18 protein-coding genes are annotated in these 18,497 nt (G+C 42.8%); 4 read left to right on the forward strand and 14 right to left on the reverse strand.

Features of this window, described 5'->3' with window-relative positions; translation table 11 throughout:
- Positions 1-41 precede the first annotated feature (41 nt).
- The 9 genes from C2M32_RS13210 to rppH form a co-directional block, all read right to left on the reverse strand.
- The gene (locus C2M32_RS13210) at positions 42-707 is read right to left on the reverse strand and encodes a FlgO family outer membrane protein (RefSeq protein WP_105168825.1); all 666 of its coding nucleotides are present in this window, start codon (positions 705-707) and stop codon (positions 42-44) included.
- A gap of 8 nt (positions 708-715) precedes the next feature.
- A complete protein-coding gene (locus C2M32_RS13215) occupies positions 716-1,390 on the reverse strand; it encodes a FlgO family outer membrane protein (protein WP_105168826.1) in 675 nt (224 codons plus the stop codon).
- A gap of 13 nt (positions 1,391-1,403) precedes the next feature.
- Positions 1,404-2,000: a FlgO family outer membrane protein gene (locus C2M32_RS13220; protein WP_105168827.1), complete on the reverse strand. Its 597-nt coding sequence runs from the start codon at positions 1,998-2,000 to the stop codon at positions 1,404-1,406.
- A 247-nt stretch (positions 2,001-2,247) separates the two neighbouring features.
- Entirely contained in the window at positions 2,248-3,126 is an 879-nt protein-coding gene (gene galU / locus C2M32_RS13225; RefSeq protein ID WP_105168828.1) for a UTP--glucose-1-phosphate uridylyltransferase GalU, read from the reverse strand.
- Positions 3,127-3,134: 8 nt separating this feature from the next.
- Positions 3,135-3,968 carry a thymidylate synthase gene (locus tag C2M32_RS13230; RefSeq protein ID WP_105168829.1) on the reverse strand — a complete coding sequence of 278 codons (834 nt, stop codon included), beginning with the start codon at positions 3,966-3,968 and terminating at the stop codon, positions 3,135-3,137.
- A 14-nt stretch (positions 3,969-3,982) separates the two neighbouring features.
- The gene (gene lgt, locus C2M32_RS13235; protein WP_105168830.1) at positions 3,983-4,786 is read right to left on the reverse strand and encodes a prolipoprotein diacylglyceryl transferase; all 804 of its coding nucleotides are present in this window, start codon (positions 4,784-4,786) and stop codon (positions 3,983-3,985) included.
- 9 nt (positions 4,787-4,795) lie between these two features.
- Positions 4,796-5,605 (reverse strand): sulfite exporter TauE/SafE family protein, encoded by an 810-nt coding sequence (locus C2M32_RS13240; protein WP_105168831.1) that lies wholly within the window; start codon positions 5,603-5,605, stop codon positions 4,796-4,798.
- Positions 5,606-5,680: 75 nt separating this feature from the next.
- Positions 5,681-7,951 carry a phosphoenolpyruvate--protein phosphotransferase gene (ptsP, locus tag C2M32_RS13245; RefSeq protein WP_105168832.1) on the reverse strand — a complete coding sequence of 757 codons (2,271 nt, stop codon included), beginning with the start codon at positions 7,949-7,951 and terminating at the stop codon, positions 5,681-5,683.
- Between the two features lie 11 nt (positions 7,952-7,962).
- Entirely contained in the window at positions 7,963-8,487 is a 525-nt protein-coding gene (gene rppH, locus C2M32_RS13250) for an RNA pyrophosphohydrolase (RefSeq protein WP_105168833.1), read from the reverse strand.
- Positions 8,488-8,919: 432 nt separating this feature from the next.
- Here rppH and mutH point away from each other — a divergent pair, with 432 nt between their 5' ends.
- Complete coding sequence (gene mutH / locus C2M32_RS13255; RefSeq protein ID WP_105168834.1) at positions 8,920-9,594, forward strand: DNA mismatch repair endonuclease MutH; 675 nt, start codon at positions 8,920-8,922, stop codon at positions 9,592-9,594.
- Between the two features lie 58 nt (positions 9,595-9,652).
- Here mutH and eno read toward each other — a convergent pair whose 3' ends face one another.
- The 3 genes from eno to mazG form a co-directional block, all read right to left on the reverse strand.
- Entirely contained in the window at positions 9,653-10,945 is a 1,293-nt protein-coding gene (eno, locus tag C2M32_RS13260) for a phosphopyruvate hydratase (RefSeq protein ID WP_105168835.1), read from the reverse strand.
- 143 nt (positions 10,946-11,088) lie between these two features.
- Entirely contained in the window at positions 11,089-12,723 is a 1,635-nt protein-coding gene (locus tag C2M32_RS13265; RefSeq protein WP_105168836.1) for a CTP synthase, read from the reverse strand.
- A 115-nt stretch (positions 12,724-12,838) separates the two neighbouring features.
- On the reverse strand, positions 12,839-13,648 hold the full coding sequence (gene mazG / locus C2M32_RS13270) for a nucleoside triphosphate pyrophosphohydrolase (RefSeq protein WP_105169303.1): 810 nt from the start codon (positions 13,646-13,648) through the stop codon (positions 12,839-12,841).
- 131 nt (positions 13,649-13,779) lie between these two features.
- On the opposite strand from mazG, the gene C2M32_RS13275 reads away from it, so the two are divergent.
- From C2M32_RS13275 to C2M32_RS20840, 3 genes are read left to right on the forward strand one after another with little or no spacing between them, the layout of a single operon-like run.
- Positions 13,780-14,163 (forward strand): MerR family transcriptional regulator, encoded by a 384-nt coding sequence (locus tag C2M32_RS13275; RefSeq protein ID WP_105168837.1) that lies wholly within the window; start codon positions 13,780-13,782, stop codon positions 14,161-14,163.
- 58 nt (positions 14,164-14,221) lie between these two features.
- Positions 14,222-14,611 carry an organomercurial transporter MerC gene (gene merC, locus C2M32_RS13280; protein WP_105168838.1) on the forward strand — a complete coding sequence of 130 codons (390 nt, stop codon included), beginning with the start codon at positions 14,222-14,224 and terminating at the stop codon, positions 14,609-14,611.
- Positions 14,599-14,820 carry a GDCCVxC domain-containing (seleno)protein gene (locus C2M32_RS20840; RefSeq protein WP_105168839.1) on the forward strand — a complete coding sequence of 74 codons (222 nt, stop codon included), beginning with the start codon at positions 14,599-14,601 and terminating at the stop codon, positions 14,818-14,820. The genes merC and C2M32_RS20840 overlap by 13 nt, the downstream gene beginning before the upstream one ends.
- Before the next feature lie 129 nt (positions 14,821-14,949).
- On the opposite strand, the gene relA is transcribed toward C2M32_RS20840, so the two are convergent.
- Together relA and rlmD are read right to left on the reverse strand one after the other, a co-directional pair.
- The gene (gene relA / locus C2M32_RS13290) at positions 14,950-17,106 is read right to left on the reverse strand and encodes a GTP diphosphokinase (RefSeq protein WP_105168840.1); all 2,157 of its coding nucleotides are present in this window, start codon (positions 17,104-17,106) and stop codon (positions 14,950-14,952) included.
- 5 nt (positions 17,107-17,111) lie between these two features.
- On the reverse strand, positions 17,112-18,425 hold the full coding sequence (gene rlmD, locus C2M32_RS13295) for a 23S rRNA (uracil(1939)-C(5))-methyltransferase RlmD (protein WP_105168841.1): 1,314 nt from the start codon (positions 18,423-18,425) through the stop codon (positions 17,112-17,114).
- Positions 18,426-18,497: the final 72 nt, after the last annotated feature.

The raw sequence follows: 18,497 nt of genomic DNA on the forward strand, positions 1-18,497 counted from the left end.
TTTCAACAATTTTTTATAAAAGTCAGCTACTTAATAAAAAATCAATGCACACTAGATAACACAATATCAGCACTTTGCAGCACATAGTTAGGCACTAGTTTAGTGCTGGTAGCAATCACTTGCTTCGAGTCTATATCAATCACACGTGCATTCACCTCCACTCCCGTACTGCGATATATCATGGTGCCGGACAGTACATGACTAGCAATACGTTTATTCGCCAGCGCTCTAACTTCTCTGGAAAAGGAGAAATCGCCACTGGAGGTGACAGAAACAGAATTGGCAGTTTTAAAGTCTACGACCCCATAACCAAACTTCTGTAACTGATGGATAAAAGTTTCAGCCAGCTGATTTCCCAACTGGTTTGTTGTGCGCAAATTATTATCAAAATCCACAAATGACGTCACTGCAATATTAATATCCTGCTCAGAATTCATAGTATCTACTAAGTCGAGAGCCATTTGTTCAACATAATTAGCCAAACGTAAATGATGCTGTGATGGGTTAAAGCGGCGTGTATTTTGTAGTGCAGAGAACTCGTCTATCTGCACATCTTCATCCTGTGTTGATTGTTGCTTAGCTTGACCTTTAACAGAGTGGTTTGGCGCAGTATGCTCATCTTCTATATATATCTTAGTTGGGATCAAAAGTTGACAGCCGCTAAGCGTTAGCAATAGTGCAGTCGCTAGGTAAATTTGCTGTTTCATGCTACACCTCAGTTACTGGCTTTCTTTAGTAAAATACCATCTGTTCTATAGCTATTACCCAGCGCATCTACAACAGATTGTGGGATAAAGCCTTGTGCAGAACCAACCACAGCTTTACTGTTAATTCCCACGATACGAGCATTAACCAACACACCACCTTGATGATTTACTAAGGTGCCAGCAAGTACATACTGAAAGTTCTGTGTTTCATTGAGCTCCAAATAATCTCGACTAAACACAAAATCACCATCTGGCGTAACTCGCATATAATCGGTCGTTTTAAAGTCAACCACAGCAACACCAAACTTATGCAGCTCGTGCATAAAACTTTCTGATAACTGGTTTCCAAGCAGTGTTGCTTGGTCATAATTATCATCTAAGTAAACAAAACTGGAGACTGCCAGCGGCGTTTTTGCATTAACATACTGCAAGTTCTCAACCATATCTTGCATTATTCCACGCACATAGTGGTTAATATTTTTACGACTCATATTAGCCATTTGGCTAGCAGTGTTAGGTATTGCATTGCGAGACTGAAAGGCTTCTTTTGATGTGCTAGGAGCCTTCACACTGCGCTGCCCACTTTCGTCAGTCACTTGCTGTGTTGGTGTGTCCCAACTGCTCATCATGTTCGCACAGCCAACACTTAAGGGTAGTAGCAAAATATACAAAAAATTCTTCATCGCATGTTCCTCATCAATATTCACTGCGATAGATCAAACCATCGCGCTGCTGTACTTTTTCATCGGACCACATCACATTGATGGGGATCTCTGTTGTTGCCGCAGAGACAATTCGGCCACTTTGCATGTCTATGAGTCTGGCATTTACGATATATGCATGCTGTTGCTGGGTTAGTGTACCTGCAACAACGAAGTCAATGTTCTGACGTTCACGTAGATTATCTATATTTCGACTGATCATACTATCGGCATTTGCCAGCAGAGTAAGTTGATTTTCTAAACGGTGTTCTACCGTGTGATAGCCCAACTGAGTAAACTGTGTGAGCAAGCTTTCTTGAATCTGCTGGCTCAAACCAGAAGCTTGTTGACTAGCTAGTTTTTCCCCTAAACCGTCGGCCCTGAAAAAGCTCATCACAGCGATTCTCGCATTACGTTTACGCACACCTGATATGTTGCTTAGTTGCACACTTAAATCACCAATATACTGGTGAACAGTATAGCCAGCCATCTTCTTTTCTGGTGTTACATACAACGGATGTTGTTTTTTGACGTCATTGGGACTTTGACACCCAATCAAGCCAACACATAGCGCAAGTAGTAAAAACCGCATGATTGTTTAACCTAAGTAAATAACTATGATTGTTCGATGCAAAAAGCATACCTAAACGAGTCAATCAAGCATCCTGCAACGTAAAAACCTTATTTCTATTTCCTAAGCGTTACGTTTACTGACCTAACGTTTATATCGGCTGCTTCTGCGATAGATTTAGTATGGCAATACTTTGCCGCTACAAACGAGTCTATAAACAAAAAAGGTGCCACATTAGGCACCTTTTTTGTTAACGTTACTGACTGCTTTAAAGAATGCTTTTTATATGAGCTTTCAGTTCTTTACTGAACTCACTACGTCTCAATGCATATTCAACATTTGCCTGTAAATAGCCAAGTTTGCTGCCACAATCATGGCTTTTACCTTTCATCGCATATGCTTGTACCTTTTCCTTTTCCATCAACATCGCAATAGCGTCCGTCAATTGAATTTCACCACCAGCACCCAGTGGCGTCTTTGCCAGTAAAGGCCAAATATTTTTACTTAGCACATATCGGCCTACAACAGCCAAATTCGAAGGAGCCTCGTCAACATGCGGTTTCTCAACCAAGCTATTTAAATCTGCACTTTCACCCGCTTTGAGCTTATTATCACCGATATCTGCAATACCGAATTTATCGACGTCTTTATGCGCCACAGGCTCCACCATAATTTGGCTTTGCCCATTTTCGTGAAAACGCTTGATCATTTGCGCTAAGTTGTCTTTAGACAAATCACTCGCCGCTTCATCAATTAATACATCAGGTAACATAACTACAAATGGCGCATCACCAATTATTGGAGCAGCACAGTTGATAGCATGACCAAGCCCTTTAGCTTCGCCTTGACGTACATGAATAATCGTTACGTCTGCAGGACAAATTGACTGAACTTCTTCAAGCAACTGACGCTTTACACGTTTCTCTAACATCGCTTCAAGTTCAAAGCTGGTGTCAAAGTGGTTTTCAATTGAGTTTTTACTCGAATGCGTAACCAAAACAATTTCTTTGACACCAGCCATCACCGCTTCATTAACAACATATTGAATAAGCGGCTTATCTACAATGGGTAGCATTTCTTTTGGAATAGCTTTGGTTGCAGGTAGCATTCTAGTGCCTAAGCCAGCAACTGGAATAACAACTTTCATTAAATCTCCTAAATAGCAACTGGTGCTTTAATATGGGGATGAGCTTGATACCCTTCAAGCTCAAAGTCTTCATAGGTAAACGAAAATATATCTTTTACCTCTGGGTTAATCTTCATCGTAGGCTTTGCATATGGCGTCCGTGAGAGTTGCTCATCAACCTGTTCTAGGTGATTCAAATACAAGTGAGCATCACCAAACGTGTGGATAAAATCTCCGGGTTGCAAACCACACACTTGTGCAACCATCATAGTCAGCAGAGCATAGCTGGCGATATTAAATGGCACGCCCAAGAAAATATCACCACTTCTTTGATAAAGTTGACATGACAGCTTGCCATCCAACACATAAAATTGAAATAACGTGTGGCAAGGAGGTAATGCTTGCTTACCCATTGCGGCGTTTTCTTTTGGAGAATACTGTGTATCTGGCAATAACGCCGGATTCCAAGCACTCACAATCAGTCTGCGAGAATCTGGGTTGGTTTTAATTTGCTGGATCAGCTCTTTTATTTGGTCAACCACTTGACCATCTTCGCCCGTCCATGAACGCCACTGCTTGCCATAAACAGGACCCAATTCACCTTCATCAGTGGCCCATTCATCCCAAATTTTCACACCATTGTCTTGCAGATACGCGATGTTCGTCTCACCTTTCAAGAACCACAATAGTTCGTGGATGATAGAGCGAAGGTGGCACTTTTTGGTCGTCACAAGAGGAAAACCCTCTTGCAGATTAAAGCGCATTTGATAGCCAAAAACACTGATGGTTCCAGTGCCAGTTCTGTCTTGTTTTACAGTGCCATGTTCTTTGACATAGCGCATTAACTCTAAATATTGTTTCATAGCAACGGTCTTAATTACTTCTCAGTGTGACTCAATGAGGGCTGTGCTTTATACGCCCATGCAATCAATGCGGCGCCAGCAAGCACCATAGGCAAAGACAATATCTGCCCTTGTGAAATCATCCCTGCATATAATCCAATGTGCGCGTCTGGTTCTCTGAAGTACTCGATACCAAAACGAAACACACCATAGCCAAATAAAAACAGTCCAGCAATACTTCCAGCTGGTCTTGGCTTCTTCGCGAACCAAATTAGCATTATAAATAACACTAATCCCTCAAAAAATGCTTCATACAACTGTGAGGGGTGTCTTGGTAAAGGACCACCTGTTGGGAATACAAATGCCCATGGTACATCCGTCGTACGTCCCCAAAGTTCGCCATTGATAAAGTTGCCAATTCGCCCTGCCATTAGACCAACAGGAACAAGCGGGACCACAAAGTCCCCTACTGACAAAATTGATTTTTTTGTACGCCAAGCAAATACAACAATGGCAGTTATAACGCCAAGTGCCCCACCGTGAAACGACATTCCACCTTGATCAATCCTCAGAAGGTAGATTGGGTTTTCAATAAAATATGAAAACTGATAAAACAGCACGTAACCTATACGCCCACCTAAAATGACCCCGAGCATACTATAAAACAACAAATCGCTGACTTGTTCTTTGCTCCACCCAGAGTTTGGCTTTTCGGCCTGTTTATTTGCCATCCACATTGCAAACAAAAAACCAATTAAATACATCACACCGTACCAACGTACGCTGAGCGGACCTATCGAAAAAATAATTGGGTCTATTTGTGGAAATTGCAAAGCCATCGCGTTTCCTTAACTAATGATCATATTAATAGCAATTACTAGTAGCAATGCTGCGAAAATTTTCTTTATGGTCGACACAGGTAAAAACTGAGTTGACTTTGCTCCCAAAGGTGCCATAAACCACGAAGTGAGCACTATACCAAACAAAGCTGGCAAATAGATGAACCCAGCAAAACCTTGTGAAAAAGTATAATGGGCACTCCCTGCGGTAATATAACCCAGTGAACCGAACAAGGCGATAACAATGCCACAAGCTGAAGCACAACCGATAGCTTTTCTCATATCCATGGAAAAAAAGCTCAGTAAAGGCACGATTAAAGCTCCCCCTCCAATGCCTATCATCGCTGACAATCCGCCCATAACAGAGGTTAAGGCTCCCAGCACGGGGCCACTTGGTAGGGCGCGCTGTGTAACACTTTTCTTTGAGCTACTGTATAGCATTTTGATGGCGATCAATACCACGCTCACGGCAAAAATACTTCTGATCACAGGCTCTGGTAGCAACGCTGCTAAAAAGCCGCTAATTAAAGCACCAAATGCAACGCCTCCCATCACATATGGCGCGATATGCCACGGCACATTTTTGTTACGATGGTGCGCCAACGCTGAGGAAGTTGACGTAAAAAGAATTGAGGCCAGTGAAGTAGCAATTGCCACCAAGACAATTTGAGACTCGGGTACAATATTAAAATAACGCAAAATACCAGACAAAACCGGTACAATGACTAAACCACCACCTATGCCGAGCAACCCAGCGAGGAAACCAACAAAACTCCCAAGCAATGCGCAGCTGACTACCAGCAAAATGGCTTCGCTCATATACTTATATCTCTCATTTATTTGAGCGCGCTATGGTAACGCATTATCCGTTACAGTGCACCCTTGCACGGTTTTCTATTTGGACTGATAAAATAGTTCGCTGAAATTATGCTCAATCATAAAATTGCGCAATAGACGGTGGACTTGTTTAGCTGAAGATTGCGCTAAACATTCCTGCAGAAGTGATTCCATACTGCTGACATGCAATCGACGTAGCACCCACTTAACTTTACTCAAAGAAGAAATATTCATACTCAATCGTCTGTAACCCATAGCAACCAACAAAATTGCCCCTTCAGGTTCACCACCCAGTTCACCACACAAACTAAAGGGCAGTTCAAACTCCTGACAGCTTTTGGCAATACTATTTAAAACGCGTAAAACGCTTGGATGATAAGGGTCGAACAAATCAGCTACCTGTGCATTGTTTCTGTCTACCGCTAACAAGTATTGAGTAAGGTCATTACTGCCCACTGAGCAAAAATCAACTTTTTTGGACCATTCAGGCAGTAAAAATACACTGGACGGTACTTCCAACATCACACCTATTTCTGGCTTGTCAATCAATAAGAATTGATCAGCCCACTCTTCTTGTAGCTCAAAGTACGCCTGCTCAAGCAAGGCAAGTGTTTCATCGACTTCTTCGGTATGGCTCACCATAGGCAACATAATGCGTAAGTTACCCAGACCGGTATTAGCCTTAATCATGGCCTTTAATTGGTCTAGAAATAGTTCTGGGTGGTCCAGTGAAACGCGTATTCCACGCCAACCAAGAAACGGATTTTCTTCTTTAATATCAAAGTAATCTAGTACCTTATCGCCGCCGATGTCTAGCGTACGCATTACCACAGGTTCGGGGTGATACCGAGTCAACACCTCTCGATACCAGACTTCCTGCTCACTTTGTGATGGAAACCGACCCTTTTGCATAAACCAAGCTTCAGTGCGATAAAGCCCTACCCCATCACAGTATTTTGCTGTCAATGATTCGGTACTTAAGTCTAAACCTGCATTGAGCAGTAAACTAATACGCTCACCATCGAGAGTCACTGGAGGCAAGGCATGTTCAGCTTCAAACTTGTCATGCAATAAACTTTCTTGATGACGCATCTGCTCGTATTCATGGCGCAACGCTTGAGAGGGTGAAATATAAACTCGCCCTGCATAAGCATCCAAAATCATTTCCTTACCCTCTAACTGGAGTAACGGTATGTCCTCTATGCCCCAAATTGCAGGGATCCCCATCGCTCTGGTCAAAATAGAGGCATGAGAGTTAGCTGCACCATGTACGCTCACCACTCCCTTTAACTTTTCTTTGGGCACCTCAGCAAGCATACTCGGTGTGAGTGTATGAGTGACCAAGATAGTATTATCTGGGTAGGATTTAACCGCATGTTCTGTACTAACCAGATGGTGAAGCACACGCAAACCGATGTCTTTGACATCTACCGCACGCTCTTTAATGTAAGGGTCTTTCATCTCATTAAACTGATGTACCAAACTCTCAATAACATGCTTGAGCGCACTCTTGGCATTCCAGCCTAAATTTAGCTGCGCATCTACCTGCTGTCCCAGACTCTGAGCATCTAACAACTGCTGATAAACTTCAAAAACCGCCAACGCTTCTTTTGGAATACTGTCACTGAGCGTGTTGGCTAGAATATGAAACTCTTGACGTGTCGCGGCAACAGCCTGCAAAAATAGCTGTCTCTGCTGCTCCGTATGCTCAGCCTTTTGCGGTTCAATACTATCAAAGTCTAACTTTGGCAGAACCACATAACCTTCACCAATCGCAATACCAGGCGCACTCGAAACCCCCTTAAGTACTGAGGTTTGGTGGGCAGTTGCTTCTTGCGCGAATATCGTTTGTATCTCAGCATGTGCCAACTGAGATGCCAACTGAGCTGACAAAGTAATTAAAAATGATTCTTCATCATGACTAAAAACACGCGCCATTTTCTGCTGAACCACAATAACCCCAAGTACTTTGCGCTGATGCACAACGGGCACAGATAAAAAGGCGTTATACCCTTCTTCATTTACTTCTGGAGATAATTTAAACCGCGGGTGAGATTGGGCGTGGGCTATGTTTATTGGTTCTTCACGTTGGGCAACTAAGCCAACTAATCCTTCTGTAAAACCGATACGAAATTGACCGATGGCTTGTGGATTCAAACCATCGCTGGCCATTAAAACAAAGTTATCTTGTGTGTAATCAGCGAAATAAATTGAGCAACATTCTGTGTTCATGGCCTCTTTGACCAAGGTAACAAATTGCGTCAGCGCATCCTCTAAATTGGCTTGCTGTGAAACCGACTCCACTATCGACCGCAACGTTGCTAACACTGTTCACTCCTTTATCGGCGTTGTCGCCAATTGGTATCTCGGCCTTGCTGTTCTTTTTTATTGAATGGCATCGCAAATGGCGCAAATTCTTTCATCACTCGCCGATACACATCTCTTTTAAAAGAAACAACTTGCCTAACTGGATACCAATAACTTACCCAGCGCCAATCATCAAACTCAGGGTGATGCGTATGTAGCAAATCTACATCTTCATCTTTACACCTAAGTTTAAGTAAAAACCATTTTTGCTTCTGGCCAATACAAACCGGACTTGAATCTCTGCGGATCAAACGTTTTGGTAGTTTGTAACGTAACCAGTGTTTTGAACTAGCTACTATCTCCACATCCTCAGGTTTTAAGCCAACTTCCTCATGCAGTTCACGATACATGGTTTGTTCTGGGGTCTCCCCCTCATCCACACCACCTTGGGGAAACTGCCACGAATGTTGACCAAAACGCCGAGCCCAAAATACTTGCCCTTGGTTATTACAGATAACAATTCCGACATTGGCACGAAAACCTTCGGCATCAATCACCTTAGTGCCTCTTTTATAAGTCGATTTTTAATGATTGTTCCACAACTTCTCACACACAGCAAATATTATTCCTGCTTTTACTCAAGTTACTCACAGGTTGTACATAAAACTTCATAAGTATGCTTAATTAACAAACAAATCCACAATTAAGTGATTTATACAGTACTTTCTCCACAGAAACTGTGGATAATTGTGTTCATATTGTTGTATTTATCCAAAACCTGTCATCTCTAACAGGTTGAGCTTTGTAAATGAAAAATAAAAAACCATTTACTTTCAATAGGCTAAAAGAAAGCACTGGATATTTATGCGGGGAATAAATAGCCAAAATAAAGACAGTTCAAAAATCAGCCACTTACTTTATCAACATTTCTTTATTAAGCGCTCTTTGGTTACAATAATAGCCATTATCATCTTCACAAGTTGCTCATCATGTACAAACCACAGCCACCAGAGTCCATTACACAACTTATGCAGCGTGTTGATGCGATAGCTGGACTCACATTGGGTGAGTTGGCTGAACAATACCAGTTCAAAAGCCCAGAGCACCTGCTGCGCGAAAAAGGTTGGCCAGGGCAGCTTCTTGAATATGTACTTGGAGCCAGTGCTGGATCCAAACCCGTTCCGGACTTTGAGCACTTAGGCATTGAGCTAAAATCACTTCCTATCGACTACCAAGGCAAACCCCTTGAAACCACGTATGTCTCAGTAGTGCCTTTAACAGGACTTACGGGAGCAACTTGGGAAGACAGTACTGTCAGAAAAAAGCTCAATCATGTGTTGTGGCTACCAGTACTCGCCCAACGAGACATACAGCCGGTAAATCGAACCGTGGGGCATGGCTTTTTATGGCAACCGACAGAGATACAAAATGCGCTGTTAAAACGAGACTGGGAAGAGCAAATAGAACTGATAGCACTTGGCAGAGTTGAAGAGATATCTGGCCATTTGGGGCAAGTGATGCAAATAAGACCCAAGGCCGCTAATAGCCGTGTAACAACGGATGCCATCGGGCCGAATGGCAAGCTCATAAAAACGTTACCGCGAGGGTTTTATTTAAAAACCAATTTCACACAAGGTATTTTGTATGACCAATTTAAAGCATAAAAAAATGCCGCTACTTTTTACGTAGCGGCATCTTTCAAGTCAATAACCAATATCTTGATTACTGACCTTTGATCTCTGAGCGACCTTTGTATACGGCTTTTTCACCTAGTGCTTCTTCGATACGAAGTAGCTGGTTGTATTTCGCTACACGGTCTGAACGACAAAGCGAACCAGTCTTGATTTGGCCTGCCGCTGTACCTACTGCAAGATCCGCAATCGTTGCGTCTTCAGTTTCACCAGAGCGGTGTGAAATAACGGCAGTGAAGCCTGCATCGTGTGCCATCTTGATTGCATCAAGAGTTTCTGAAAGCGAGCCAATCTGGTTAAACTTGATTAAGATTGAGTTACCAATGTTCTCATCAATACCACGCTTTAAGATTTTAGTATTTGTTACGAATAAGTCATCGCCTACAAGCTGAACTTTACTACCGATTTTATCAGTCAGTACTTTCCAGCCAGCCCAATCGCTTTCATCTAAGCCATCTTCGATTGATACGATAGGATAACGCGCAGCGAGATCTGCTAAGAAATCAGCAAAACCTGCTGAATCAAACGCTTTGCCTTCGCCTTTAAGGTCATATTTACCATCAACATAGAACTCAGATGCAGCACAGTCTAATGCCAATGTGATATCTTTGTTTAGTTCGTAACCTGCATCACTCACGGCTTGCGCTATCACTTCAAGCGCTTCTTCGTTAGATTTTAGATCAGGTGCAAAACCACCTTCATCGCCCACAGCGGTATTCAGACCACGTGCGTTCAATACTTTTTTCAAGCTATGGAAAATCTCAGCACCCATGCGCAGTGCTTCACGGAAGCTCTTTGCGCCAACAGGTTGGATCATAAATTCTTGAATATCGACGTTATTATCTGCGTGTTCACCACCGTTGATGATATTCATCATAGGTACAGGCATGGAGTACTGGCCAGAAGTACCATTGATATCAGCAATATGCTCGTATAAAGCAACGCCTTTCTCTTGCGCTGCAGCTTTAGCATTGGCAAGAGATACCGCCAAAATCGCATTTGCACCTAATTTTTCTTTGTTCTCAGTGCCATCTAAATCGATCATGATTTGGTCAATCACGCGCTGTTCTAACGCATCTTTACCTTCTAGCGCCTGAGCGATGTCTACATTAATGTAGTTAACAGCGGTTAAAACACCTTTGCCTAAGTAACGTGCTTTGTCACCATCGCGTAGCTCTAGTGCTTCACGAGTACCCGTTGATGCACCTGATGGTGCACAGGCACGACCCCATGCGCCTGAAGCTAAGTGAACATCAGCTTCAACCGTCGGGTTACCACGTGAGTCCATAACTTCACGGCCAATCACTTTTACGATTTTTGACATCTTGATTCCTCTTATTCCCAAAGTGGTGAGTGTAATATGTATATAACTTATAAAATAAGCACTGGTTTGAACTTATATTTTAAACTCAAAACAACACTTACTGTGACATAAAAAAGCCGTGCATAAGCACGGCTTTAAATATATTAAGATTCTGCTTTTTGGTGGCTGTATGCCGCCGCAACAAAACCTTCGAACAATGGGTGTCCATCACGCGGAGTTGATGTAAACTCTGGGTGGAACTGGGCTGCGATAAACCAAGGGTGATCTTTATTTTCAATGATCTCCACCAGCTTTTTATCTTCAGACAGCCCTGTAAACTGCAAGCCAGCCTTTTCAAGACGTTCTACATAGTGGTTATTAACTTCATAACGATGACGGTGACGTTCAACTATTTCATCATTACCATACACTTCGTGAACTTTTGAGCCTTTCTTAAGATGACATTTCTGTGCACCTAGACGCATCGTTCCGCCTAAGTCTGACTCTTCATCACGTACTTCAACGTTACCTTCAGCATCTAACCATTCGGTGATCAAGCCAACAACTGGGTGTGCAGATTTAGAATCAAACTCAGTAGAGTTTGCGCCTTCAAGGCCTGCTACGTTACGCGCATACTCAATCAGCGCAACTTGCATTCCCAAACAAATGCCAAGATACGGAATTTTGTTTTCACGCGCATATTTTGCAGCGAGGATTTTACCCTCAACACCGCGGTGACCAAAACCACCAGGTACCAAGATAGCATCTAAATGTGCAAGCCTCTGAACACCTTTACTTTCAATATCTTGCGAATCAACATATTCAATGTTTACCGTTAAACGGTTTTTAAGACCCGCATGTTTCAAGGCTTCGTTTACCGACTTGTAAGCATCTGGTAGTTCAGTGTATTTGCCCACCATACCAATTGTCACTTCCCCCGTTGGGTTCGACTCTTGATACAATACTTGCTCCCACTCAGAAAGGTCTGCTTCTGGCACATCTAAATAGAAACGACGACAAACCAAGTTGTCTAAATCCTGAGATTTAAGCAACGCAGGAATTTTATAAATGCTATCTACGTCAGGAAGTGAAATAACCGCCTTTTCTTCCACATTAGTGAATAGTGCAATTTTGGCGCGCTCATTAGCAGGCAATTTACAGCTTGAACGACAAACAAGAATGTCAGGCTGAATACCGATAGAACGTAGTTCTTTAACCGAGTGCTGTGTTGGTTTAGTTTTAACCTCACCCGCAGTGCCAAGGAAAGGAACCAGTGTTAAGTGCATGAACAGCGCGTGTTCACGACCTAGTTCTGTGCCCAACTGACGAAGCGCTTCAAGGAAAGGTTGTGACTCAATATCACCAACCGTTCCGCCGACTTCAACAATTGCAATATCATAACCGTCAGCGCCTTCAAGCACACGACGTTTGATATCATTTGTGATATGAGGAATAACCTGAATGGTTGCACCTAGGTATTCGCCTTTACGTTCACGACGTAATACATCTTCAAAAACACGGCCTTGCGTGAAATTGTTACGACTTGTCATTTTGGTGCGAATGAAGCGTTCATAGTGACCTAAATCTAAGTCAGTCTCTGCGCCGTCTTCGGTTACAAACACCTCACCGTGTTGAATTGGACTCATGGTGCCCGGATCAACATTGATATAAGGATCCAGCTTAAGAATAGTTACATTCAAGCCACGTGCTTCTAAAATAGCGGCTAAAGATGCAGCTGCAATACCTTTACCCAAGGAGGAAACAACTCCGCCCGTTACGAAGATAAATTTTGTACTCATGCGAACCCTAGAATATCAGGAAAAATGGAATTTAAATAAGAATCAAGACGGGGCGATAGTATAGCAAAGAGCCATAAATCAATCCAGCTAAATATTTACGTCACCCTGTACTTGTTCAGCTACGTTGTTGTTTTTTAACTTGCTCCCACGCTAGGTCCATTTCTTCTAACGTCGCACTGTCTAAACTGAGCCCTTGCTGACGAAGTGTATACTCAACCCGCTCAAAGCGACGCACAAATTTATCACATGCCAATCGCAGAATTTGCTCAGGATCATGCTTTGCATGACGCGCTACATTCACCGTAGCAAACAACAGATCACCCAACTCTTCAGCACTATGCGCTGAGTATGGATCAACTGACAATGCTTCAGAGACTTCTTGCACTTCCTCCGCCACTTTATCAAGAGCGCCATGATAATCAGGCCAATCAAATCCTAACGCAGAAGCGCGCTTTTGGATTTTTTGGGCACGTGACAATGCCGGCAGCATTTTAGGAATATCATGCCAAAGCGGTTGGGCCTGTTTAGCATTGTCCTTTTGTAAGCGTTCTTGCGCTTTTATTGCCTGCCACTGCACCTCAAGCTGTTCGTCCGTTAACGATTCTTGCTTAGCAAATACATGAGGGTGGCGGCGCATCAGTTTTTCATTCAAGCCAACCACAATATCTTCAAAATCAAATTCACCTTGCTCTTTGGCCATTTGTGCATAGAACACAACTTGGAATAATAAGTCCCCCAGTTCATCCTTTAGTGCCATCATATCGTTGCTTTCTATGGCATCGGCTACTTCATACGCTTCTTCGATTGTATGAGGTGAAATGGATGAAAAAGTCTGTTTTATGTCCCAAGGACACCCTGTTTCAGGGTCTCGTAGACGAGACATAATCCAACGAAGTTGTTCTATTGCAGGTTTGTCACTCAACATGGTCATTTTTCACATCTGGGCAAAAATATTATAACTATGCGCCCCAGTTTAACTTGTTTCTTTGCTTATCTATAAATTAAATTACACAATCTTGTCAGTTCGTTTGCTCGTGCTAGAAATTGGAGTTAACAATGAAAACAATTGGAGTTGTTGCTAAGGAGCTTGGTATCAGTGTGGAAACCATACGGTTTTATGAACGAAAAGGTCTTATTGAACAACCAATAAAACCCGCCAATGGCTATAGAGTTTACAGTAGGAACACAATTAAGCGATTAAAGTTCATACTTAGAGCAAAGACATTAGGTTTTACGTTAAGCGAGATTTTGTCGCTGTTAAACTTAAGTCATAACTGCAAAGAAGTGGAATCTATTGGATTACAAAAGTTAGCACTCATTAGACAAAAAATTAATGATTTAAAAAAACTAGAAACAGTGATCAGCGACCTTACAGATACGTGCCAAACCAACCAAAATTCAGATGTCTGCCCGATTATAAATTCACTCAGTAAAGATTGACACAGTACTATAGTACGGACCTTATGCTGACTTCTGAGTTTAGTAATAGGGTTTGTTTATGGTTAGTAAAATCGTCGAAAAAATAGGTTCTGGTGGAGTATGGTTCGCTGCGTTAAGTTGCACTGCATGCTTTCCGGCTTTAGGTTCACTCTCGTCCGCTTTGGGACTGGGGTTTCTTTCACATTTTGAAGCAATTGCAGTGAATACTTTGCTTCCTTTGTTCGCCAGCATTGCTTTGCTTGCAAATTTGTACAACTGGTTCAAACATAAAAATACTACTCGAGGCTTAGTGAGTGTGCTTGGTCCAATAGCGGTATTATTAACCCTGTATCCACTGTGGCAATATGGTTGGAGCAATTATCTGTTTTATTTTGGAATAACGTTAATGATTAGCATCTCAGTGTTAGACATTGTAAAACCTGCGAGGAAGCCTACATGCCACATATAGAATTGAATTCAACTATCACCTGTCCCGAGTGTGGACATTCAAAAACAGAGCAAATGCCCACAAATGCTTGCCAATGGTTCTATGAATGTGAATCTTGCAAAACAATACTTACACCATTGTATGGTGACTGTTGTGTATATTGCTCATATGGGACTGTAAAATGCCCGCCCATCCAACAAGGGTCATCCTGCTGCTCGGGTGATGATTAATCGATGAGTATGCATACAACGACAGTGCTCTTCGTTTGAATGCATACTTCCCAATTAAACTGAGCCTAGAAGCACAGACATTGCTACCAAGTGCTCTAAAACCTAAACAAATGTAAGTACTTACTGTTGCTAATGCTGCCTTTTTGCTTCAAACACACCTTCAATCTGGTGTAATTTGGTCAACAAACGATTCATTGCTGACAAATCAGAGATTTCTATTTTCATTTCGAAAATTGCCACAGCCCTTTCATCATTCGTTTGTACATTCATGCTTAGGACATTCACTTTTTCATTCGCAAGTACCGAGCTGATATCACGGATCAAGCCTTGTCTGTCATGAGCTTCTATACGCACGGTAATCGCATAAGCTGACTGGATTTCATCCGACCAACTTACGGCAATCTCACGCTCAGGATGAAGCTCGCAGATGTGTGCGAAAGCGTCACAGTCCGTTCTATGCACCGCTATGCCTCGACCTTGAGTGATATACCCAACGATTTCATCCCCTGGTACAGGCTGACAACACTTAGCAACATGGCTCATTAAACTACCCACGCCGTCCACCACAATACCGTTCTTGTCTCCGCGCTTTTTGCGTGGCGTACCAATTTTTAGCTTGGGTAGTTCTTCGGGCTTGTCTTGTACATAATTCAAGAACTGATTCAGACGAATATCGCCCGCGCCAATCGCCACCATCAAGTCGTCAATTTCTTTGAAGTTAAAACGTTCAATCGCTGGCTCAAGTTGCTTATAGGTTAAATCGAGCTTAGCAAGCTGGGCATCCAATATATCCTTACCAGCCTGTAAATTTTTATCCCTATCTTGTTGTTTGAACCAATGATGGATTTTGCTTCTTGCTCGGGATGAGTGGATATAACCCAGTGATGGGTTCAACCAATCTCGACTTGGCGAGGCGTTCTTCTGCGTTAAGATTTCAACTTGATCACCTGTTGACAACTTATAAGTAAACGGCACTATCTTGCCAAATACCTTTGCGCCCACACAGCGATGACCGACGTTAGAATGAATATAGTACGCAAAATCTAGCGGCGTGGCTCCCAAGGGTAAGTCGAATATATCCCCTTTCGGTGTAAACACATACACACGGTCTTCAACCACCTGGTTTTTCAATTCATCAGCCAGATCGCTACCATCAACGACTTCTTCTTGCCACTGCAAGAGTTTACGCAGCCAGCTGATTTTTTGTTCATACCCTGAACCCCGTCCCGGTAACGCGCCTTCTTTATACATCCAATGTGCAGCGACCCCTAACTCGGCATCTTGATGCATTTCTTCGGTTCGGATTTGTATCTCAACCGTTTTTCCTTCGGGACCAAAAACCACAGTGTGAATGGACTGGTAGCCATTTTGCTTCGGTGTTGCGACATAATCATCGAACTCTTTTGGTAAATGTCGCCAGCTGGTATGCACTATGCCAAGCGCGGCATAACAGTCCTGAATTTCGTCCACAACAATACGCATGGCGCGAATATCAAATAACTGATCAAACTCGTAGTTTTTTTGCGACATCTTTTTGTAGATGGAGTAAATGTGCTTGGGACGCCCATATACCTGTGCATTGATCCCCGCGGCACTCAGCTTATCACTCACCAATGCAACCATATTTTCCATATAAGCTTCACGGTCAAGGCGCTTGTCAGCAAGCTGCTTCGCTATTTTTTTATACATTTCTGGGTGCAAATAGCGAAATGATAGATCTTCTAGTTCCCACTTCAATTGACCAATTCCGAGGCGATTTGCCAAGGGGGCAAAAATATTAGCCGTGGCTTTGGCTGCAATAACCCGTTCGTCCTCATCCGCATTTTTAACGGCTCTCAAATGACAGATCTGTTCAGCAAGTTTAATCACAACCGCTCGAACATCCTCCACCATGGCCAATAACATGCGACGAATATTATCGATTTGCACATTGCCCTTACCTTGGTGGGCTAACGTACTAATAGTGGCCATTTGCTCAACACCGCTCAGTAGCAGCGCGATATTATCTCCCAGTTCACTTTTAACTTTATCTATATCGATCAAATCGTTGAGATAATATGGGGTTAGATAGGCGGTTGCCAAAGACTCAGCATCAAGGTTTAGATCTGCCAGTATCTCCACCATTTCAATGGCATTATTGAGCATTTCGGGGGCAGGTTCTGCTGGGCACAAACCATGTGCTTGCTGTAGACGCGTCAATTTCTCATCCGACAATGCTAATAATGAGAGCCGCGCTGAAAAGTCAGCGGGAAGCTGCTGCTGATGCGATTGGCGAGTTGCAACCATTCCTATTACCTCCTTTGGAACAACGCCATAGTTTCAATATGTCCTGTATGAGGGAACATATTCATAAGGCCAACTTTGTGTATTTCAAAACCAGCTTGAAGCAACAATGCACTGTCACGGGCTAAAGTTACAGGATCACACGAAACATACAGGACCTTTGCAAATTGTTGCAGTGGCATCTGCTGTAAGATTTCATACGCCCCTGTTCGCGATGGATCAAGAAGCAAAACATTCAATGAATCAGAAAACCACTGAGTGCCAGCCAAAGACGCCGTTAAGTCAGAACAAAAAAATTGCACATTGCTGATTTGGTTAGTGTGCGCATTTTGTTTAGCCATTGCAACCGAAGACTCCGAGCCTTCGACACCAATCACCTTATTTGCTCGTTTTGCCATCAATAACGAAAAGTTTCCAATACCACAAAATAAGTCAAGGACCTGATCATCTTCCTTTAGTGCCAACCATGTTTGAGCCTGAAGTAACATTTTTTCATTCACAGCCCTGTTCACTTGAATAAAGTTACTTAGTTTAAATTCAAAGGTTAAATCGGCCACACGATAGTTTGGCAACACCTCATAATTGATGGCTTGTTTGCCATCATCCCAAAGCAATCGCCAATTTTGTGCAGCAAAAGCCGCCGCGAGCATCTCTTTGCTTTGCTCATTAATCTGCTTAGTGTGTCGCAGCAGCAAGTACTGACCATTATCAGCATCACATAGTTGCACATGAGTGACGCTGGCAAACGCTTTATGACTATTTAATGCGACACTTAACTTCTCGAGGCTGCTAGCAAACGGTGTTGATAAAACATCGCACCTTTTGATATCTACGATATGCTTGCTCTTGGCACTGCGAAACCCCACTTTCAACCGTTGACTCTGCTTGTCATAAAAGCAGGCTAGGCGCGCCGCTCTGCGATAATGAGTTGGCTCACTCTCGATACTCTCCTGCCATGGCAACTGTTCGGTTTTAGCGAATTTAGCAAAGAGCTTATTAAGCGCTTGCTGTTTAACAATGAGCTGCTCTTTATGTGCCAAATGCTGTAACTGACACCCGCCACAATCATTATAATAGTCGCAAAAAGCACTGACCCGATGTTCACTGCTTTGCTGTAACTTAACCATTTTAGCAATGATTAGCTTGGACTTATCTTGTTGAATCTGTGCTTTCACACGCTCACCGCTCAAAGCACCGTCAACAAAGCATACTTTCCCCTGATGCTTGGCCACTCCGCGCCCTTGGTGATCCATCGACTCAATGGCAAGTTCTATCGTTTTGCCTTTAGCTGATGATGTCTTAGCACGAAAAAACTGCGCCATACTCTACCCCTTAAACATTGCTAATCAGCGCCTAACTAGATAATCTATTGAAAAATTAACGACCTTGCTCAC

Origin of the sequence: Pseudoalteromonas sp. T1lg23B (genome assembly GCF_002964665.1) — a bacterium.
Taxonomy (GTDB): Bacteria; Pseudomonadota; Gammaproteobacteria; order Enterobacterales; family Alteromonadaceae; genus Pseudoalteromonas.